This window comes from Saccharopolyspora sp. NPDC000359, from assembly GCF_040300525.1.
In the GTDB taxonomy this organism is placed as follows: domain Bacteria; phylum Actinomycetota; class Actinomycetes; order Mycobacteriales; family Pseudonocardiaceae; genus Saccharopolyspora.
Map to the genome: position 1 here is coordinate 108146 of NZ_JBEPDU010000019.1, position 6294 is coordinate 114439.

Below are 6294 nucleotides of genomic sequence, written 5' to 3' on the forward strand. Positions count from 1 at the left end.
CTGGAGGTACCACTGATGTCCACCCCGCTCTCAGTCCTCGACCTGGCGCCCGTCCCCTCGGGGCGAACCGCCGCGGACGCGCTGCACAACACGATCGACCTGGCACAACGCACCGAGCAGTTCGGCTACAAGCGCTACTGGGTCGCCGAGCACCACCTCTTACCGGGAATCGCCTCGGCGGCGCCCGCGGTGCTCATCGCCCTGATCGCCGGCGCCACCAGCCGAATACGGGTCGGCTCGGCGGCGGTCCTGCTGGGGCACCACTCGCCCCTGGTGGTGGCCGAGCAGTTCGGCACCACCGCCCAGCTGCACCCGGGACGGGTCGACCTCGGTCTCGGCCGGATCACGCTGAACCGCACCGGGGAGCTGGCGCGCCGCTTCGCCGAGGAGCCACGCACCCCACCGGGAGTCGTGGACGGGTTGCTGATCCCGCCGAAGCCGCGCGGGCTGGCCAGGCCCGAGCGGTTCCTGGCCCGCATCGCCGAGCAGCAGCGCCTGGTCGGCAGCCCGGTGGCGGACGAGGACCTGGACTACCGCACGCAGGTCAGCCGGATCCTGCAGTACATCACCGGCAGCTTCCGCGACGGCCAGGGCGAGCTGCCGCGCGCCACCCCCGCCGAGGGGGCGGACCTGGACGTGTGGGTCCTCGGTTCCAGCGCTGGGGAGAGCTCGGCGACCGCGGGCGCACTGGGCCTGCCGTTCGGGGCGAACTACCACGTCAGCCCGTCCACGGTGCTGGAGTCGGTGGGGGCGTACCGGAGTGCGTTCACCGCATCGACCAGGCTGGCCCGGCCGTACGTGGTGGTGTCGGCGGACGTGGTGGTGGCCGAGACCGACGAAGCGGCCCGCGAGCTGGCCGCACCCTACGCGCCGTGGGTGCACAGCATCCGATCCGGTGCGGGCGCGATCCCGTTCCCCAGCCCGGCGGAGGCGGCGGAGTTCAGCTGGACGGACGAGGAGCGGGAGCTGGTCGCCGACCGGGTGGACACGCAGTTCGTCGGCACACCGGAAGCGGTGGTGCGCGGTTTGGCGGCGCTGCGCGACGCCACCGGGGCCGACGAGCTGGTGGTCACCACGGTCACCCACGACCACGCGGACCGGGTGCGCTCCTACGAACTGCTGGCCAAGGCGTGGCAGGTGGCCTAGCCGCGGCCGATGAACGGCATCGCGGTGGCCGTGATGGTCAGGAACTGGACGTTCGCCGAGAGCGGCAGTCCGGCCATGTGGAGCACGGCCTCGGCGACGTGGCGGGCGTCGAAGGTGGGTTCCGGGCGGGTGGTGCCGTCCGCCTGGACCGCACCGGTGGCGATGCCCGCGGTCATCTCGGTGGCGGCGTTGCCGATGTCGATCTGCCCGCAGGCGATGTCGTGCGGTCGGCCGTCCAGCGAGATCGACTTGGTCAGGCCGGTGATGGCGTGCTTGGTGGCGGTGTAGGCGACGCTGCGCGGCCGCGGGCTGTGCGCGGAGATCGACCCGTTGTTGATGATCCGCCCACCCTGCGGCCGCTGGTCGCGCATGATGCGGAAGGCGTGGTGGGCGCAGAGGAACGAGCCGGTCAGGTTGACCTGCACGACCTCCTGCCAGTCCGCGCTGGAGAGCTCACCGACGGACCCGGCGGGACCGAAGGTCCCGGCGTTGTTGACCAGCAGGTCGAGGCGCCCCCACTGGTCGCGCACGCCGTCGAACAGCGCGGCGACCGAGTCCGGGTCGCCGACGTCGGTGGGCACTGGGAACGCGGACGGGGAGCCCTGCGCCGTTTCCCGCAGCGGTTCGAGGCGTCGACCGGCCAACGCCACCCGGTACCCGGCGTCGAGCAGCGCCCGCGCGATCTCCCGGCCCACGCCGGAGCCCGCACCGGTCACCACCGCGACTCGCATCTCGCCCATCTGCCCTCCCGTTGTGGTTGTCGACGGCCCGCCCATTGATACCTGAGCGGGCCGCCGACCCGCGGGTCAGGCCCCGGCTTCGCGCAGCAGGATGTCCACTGCCGCGTCGTTGCGCTCGGTCTCGCGCTGGATCACCTCGTCGGGCGGGTAGAAGCCGTCGATGCCGCCGCTGGAGGGGTACATCTCGAAGGTGAAGGACAGGATCTTGTGCTTGCCCCACATCCAGTCGTTGACGCTGCCGTCGGTGATGTAGAGGTCGCTGGACTGCTGCGGGGTGTAGCCGTTGGTCCGGGCCATCTCGGTGCCGACCCGGGCGAACCGGTCGTACTCCTCCTGGGTCATGCCCTCGGCCGTGTCCGAGTAGGTGTAGCCGTAGGGCCAGAGGACGAGTTCGGAGAAGGTGTGGAAGTCGATGTGCGCCTTGATCTGCTGCGCACCGTCGACCACCCGGGAGTCGACGAACGCGGCGAGCTGGCTGGCTTCTGGCGAGGAGAAGGGCGCGCTGCCGCGGTAGGTCTCCGAGGCTGGGTTGCCGCTGGAACCGCCGCAGCAGCCCCACTGGTAGTCCCAGTTGCGGTTGGTGTCGGTACCGGTGTCCTGCCGGTTCTTCCGCCAACCCCGGTACTGGCCGGACTCGACGTCGTAGGTGGAGCCGTCCGGGTTGGCCATCGGCACGACCCAGATCTCGCGGCTGTCGACGACCTCCTTGATGGCCGGGTCGGTCGCGTAGCCGTCGGTGAACCGGTCGATGATGCGCAGGCACATCTCGGTGGTCAGGTGCTCCCGCGCGTGCTGGTTGCAGCTGAACAGCACCTCGGGTTCGGCGTCGTCCTGCGCGACGTTGCCGCTGATCTTGAGCACCGGGATGTCGCGGCCCTCGAAGGACTGGCCGATGCTGGACTTCGCGGCGATGTCACCGTGGTCGGCCACGGCCTGGTCCAGGGCCTGGTTGACCTCGTCGTAGGTGTGGTAGCCCTGGTCATCCGGCGGGAACGCGGTGGGGCTGGAACCTGCCTCGCGGCCGAGGTTGAGCTCCTCGAGCGCGTTGAAGACGTCCTGCTGCGCCTGGAGCAGGAAGCCGCTGGCCCGGAGCTGCTCGGCCTGCTCGGGAGTGGCCTGGACCGTGGCCGTGTTCCCGGTGACGGACAGGACGTCCGCGCCGCTGCGGTTGATCTCGGTCCTGCTGCGGCTGTCGGTGTCCGGCACGGTGTAGACCGCGGTGCCATCGGCGTCGGCCGCCGGAACCGCAGCCGGGTCGTCGGGAGCGGCCGAGACACCGGCTTGGGCTGCCGGGAGCAGCAGGAAGCAGGCAGCGGCCGCGACTACCGCTGCGGTGCGCCGTGAACTGAACATCGGACCTCCGATCGATCAGCGGTCGTGGACATTCGCAATCTGGCGGACGGTCGCACCGCCCACCACCAGCGAAAGTGGCAATCCTGCGCGCAGCCGGTTCCCAGTTGTCCGGAGCAGAACGGGAAACCCGGCAGGCCGCCGCAGGGCATCACGGGATGTCCGCCTGGCTCCGAGAAGCAGGGATGAGATCCCGGAGGGTGTCGCGGTACGCGGCGGGCAACGCCGTGCCGCCTGGTCCAGATCTCCGACTCACATCCACACTGGACGGTGGGGTGAACACCGCGCGACCGTCACGCAGGGCGGTGTCCCACCCCTGACCGTGGATGACGCGGTGGTGGTGCGCGCAGGTCATGACCATGTTGTCGAGGTCGGTGGGACCACCACCGACCCAGTGGACGATGGTGGTGCGCCTGCGGTGTCCCCGGCGGCCGATCGCACCCGGGGAACGCGCAGACCCCGTCGCGCTGGAGCAGGGTCGCCCGGATGACTGCGGTGATCAGAGGTGCCATGCCTCAATGATCCCAGGGGTCGAACGGACTTTCGATTGTTTATCGGTCGCTCGATGCGGTGATCATTTGCGAGGGCCCCTCGGATTGGTGGGTCTCAGTCGCGGGCGACCGACCACTGGTGGGCCAGTGGTGATAGCCGGGGACGCCGACGAGTGATGACACCTCGCGCACGGGGTGCCTTCGGGCTCAGAGCAACCAGGTGGTCACCTCGGGAGGGCGCAACCCCGATCGAAGTCCCCCGAGAACACTCACCCCACCCCGACCCGCTCCTCCCGCTCCAGCACGAAGTCGCACCCGACGCGCCCGGCCCGAACCCCGACCCGATCGACCCCAGGCCGCATCCCGGGCGCGGCGGCCACCACGGTCACGTACTGCGGCGGCAGATCGTGCACCTCGAACTCCCCACCCCCGCCGGTGACCAGGTGCGCCAACTGCACCCCACCGGCGTCGGTCACGGTCACGATCGCCCCGGCCACCGGTTCCCCCGCACCGTCCCGAACGGTGCCGACCAGGGTGTGGTGGTACCGCGGCACCGGCGCCTCGATCGCCGGGTCGACCACGACCCCGCTGTCGTCCTCGTGCTCGTAGGTCCCCGCGGTGGTCACCACCTCCGGGTCAGCAGCCTGCTTGCGCTTGGTCCGGACCTGGTTGACCACCACCAGCGCGACCCCGATCGCGCACCAGGCGCACAAGCCCAGGACCGCGGGCAACGCCCCCACCCCGTCGAAGTAGAGGATGCCGCGCATGGCGTCGACGGCCTGCCCCAGCGGCAGGAACCGGTGCAGCGACTGGAAGAACGGCGGCACCAGCTCCTTCGGGATGGCGCCGCTGCTGGACGGCATGCTGAGCAGCACGAACATCCCCATCGCCACCCCGGGGATGAACTGCTTGACGAAGGGCACCAGCCCGAAGGTTGTCCAGGCGACCGCCTGGGTGAGCAGGAACCCGATCAGGACCAGGACCGGTTCGGCGTGGACGACGTCCATGGACAGCGCGGCGAAGTAGCACACGACCGAGCCGAACGCGCCCACCCCGACCAGCGCGAGGAGCTTCTGCCGGGTGCTCAGCGCGGCGCGCAGCAGCATCATCACGGTGATGTAGGGCGGGATGTTCAGGGCGAGCAGGCAGTAGAACAGGCCGGTGCCCATCACGTCGCCGGGCGCGGCGGGCGCCAGGTCGGTCAGCACCAGGTGGTGCCCGGCGGCCGAGGCGACCGGAGTGAACAGCTGCTGCAGGACCATCAGCAGCGCGGAGCCGTTCGCCTTGGCGTAGAACAGCTCGCCGTGCGCCGGGTCGTACGCGGCGACGGCGTCGCGGTGCGTGATCGCCTCGCGCGCCTCCTGCACGTCGGGCACGGCCGCGACGTCGACGCCGCCGGGCAGCTGCTGGTCGAAGGCCGCCCCGAGCTGCTGCGCGGCCTGCTCGCCGACCACTGCGACCGGCATGTCGTGCGGTGCTGGCGCGTGGAACGGCAGCAGGTAGCAGACCATGAACCCGACGATGAAGAACATCGGGAACCACAGCGCCGATGCCAGGGTGCGCACCAGCGAGCTCGGTTGTGCCTCGGTCAAGGGAACTCCTCGCGAGCAGGTCGGGGCGCAGCGCCGCGCACGGTTCGAATCGCCCGGCGCGATCGGCGTCGCGGGCGAGAACCATCCCGGTTGACGGTTAGCGAGACTAACGTATTTCTGCAGTCCATGCAAAAATGCAGGTGTGCAACATCGGTTCGTCGCAGATGCCCGGATTCCGCACCGGGCCACGCGGCACGGCAGGAACGGACGATCCGGATGACCGGGGCAGAAGAGGCCTGCGGGCTGCGGGAGCGCAAGAAGCGCGCCACCCGGCAGGCGCTGCAACGCGCCGCCATCAGCCTGTTCCTGGAGCGCGGTGTCGAAGCGGTCACCGTGGAGGACATCTGCTCCCGCGCCGAGGTCTCGCCGCGGACCTTCTTCAACTACTTCACCGCCAAGGAAGAAGTGCTGGTCCCGTGGAACTCGGACATCGTGGCGCGCACCGCCCAGCACGTCCGGGACCAGCCCGCCGAGCACCCACCGCTGCGGGTGGCGCACACCGTGCTCGCGACCGCGATCGACTCCGCCATGGCCGCCCCCACCTGGCGCGACCAGGCGCAGGTGCTGCGCGAGCACCCCGAGCTGATGCCCCGGGTCGTGGTCGCCTCGCGCGCCCTGGAGGCGGCGCTGGCCGACGGCCTGGCGCAGCGCCTCGGCCGGGACCGCGAGGACCTCTACGTCGGGCTGCTGGCGAGCACCGCCATCACGGCGATGCGCACCGCGATCCAGTCCTGGCACCGGGCGGACCCGGACCTGGCGCCGCACGGGTTCCTGGACCGCGCGTTCGACCTGCTCAGCCGCGGCCTGACGGCTGACTGACCCGCCCAGCGAGAGGACCGCGATGCCCGACCCCACGCCGTTGCCCACCGACCCCCGCGAAGCCCGCCGCCGCATCGCCACGCGGCTGGACCGGTTCCCGGCCACCGCCATCCCGCTGCGCGACCGCCGACCTGCGCCGGCGCCGCCGCTGCTGCC

General features: G+C 71.0%; 5 protein-coding genes. 2 read left to right on the forward strand and 3 right to left on the reverse strand.

Going from position 1 to position 6294, the window contains the following annotated elements:
• Positions 1-15 precede the first annotated feature (15 nt).
• A complete protein-coding gene (locus ABT324_RS15000) occupies positions 16-1146 on the forward strand; it encodes an MsnO8 family LLM class oxidoreductase (RefSeq protein WP_351176522.1) in 1131 nt (376 codons plus the stop codon).
• Here ABT324_RS15000 and ABT324_RS15005 read toward each other — a convergent pair.
• From ABT324_RS15005 to ABT324_RS15020, 3 genes are all read right to left on the reverse strand, one after another.
• A complete protein-coding gene (locus ABT324_RS15005) occupies positions 1143-1886 on the reverse strand; it encodes an SDR family oxidoreductase (protein WP_351176525.1) in 744 nt (247 codons plus the stop codon). The two genes, ABT324_RS15000 and ABT324_RS15005, sit on opposite strands and share 4 nt — an antisense overlap.
• A gap of 66 nt (positions 1887-1952) precedes the next feature.
• Complete coding sequence (locus ABT324_RS15010) at positions 1953-3239, reverse strand: M14 family metallopeptidase (RefSeq protein ID WP_351176528.1); 1287 nt, start codon at positions 3237-3239, stop codon at positions 1953-1955.
• Between the two features lie 757 nt (positions 3240-3996).
• On the reverse strand, positions 3997-5319 hold the full coding sequence (locus ABT324_RS15020) for a carboxypeptidase regulatory-like domain-containing protein (RefSeq protein WP_351176531.1): 1323 nt from the start codon (positions 5317-5319) through the stop codon (positions 3997-3999).
• 216 nt (positions 5320-5535) lie between these two features.
• On the opposite strand from ABT324_RS15020, the gene ABT324_RS15025 reads away from it, so the two are divergent.
• The gene (locus ABT324_RS15025; protein WP_351176534.1) at positions 5536-6138 is read left to right on the forward strand and encodes a TetR/AcrR family transcriptional regulator; all 603 of its coding nucleotides are present in this window, start codon (positions 5536-5538) and stop codon (positions 6136-6138) included.
• Positions 6139-6294 lie beyond the last annotated feature (156 nt).

Coding starts and splice junctions, on each gene's coding strand:
- ABT324_RS15025 (WP_351176534.1), top strand. CDS start 5,536: ATGACCGGGGCAGAAGAGGCCTGCGGGCTGCGGGAGCGCAAGAAGCGC.
- ABT324_RS15005 (WP_351176525.1), bottom strand. CDS start 1,886: ATGGGCGAGATGCGAGTCGCGGTGGTGACCGGTGCGGGCTCCGGCGTG.
- ABT324_RS15010 (WP_351176528.1), bottom strand. CDS start 3,239: ATGTTCAGTTCACGGCGCACCGCAGCGGTAGTCGCGGCCGCTGCCTGC.
- ABT324_RS15000 (WP_351176522.1), top strand. CDS start 16: ATGTCCACCCCGCTCTCAGTCCTCGACCTGGCGCCCGTCCCCTCGGGG.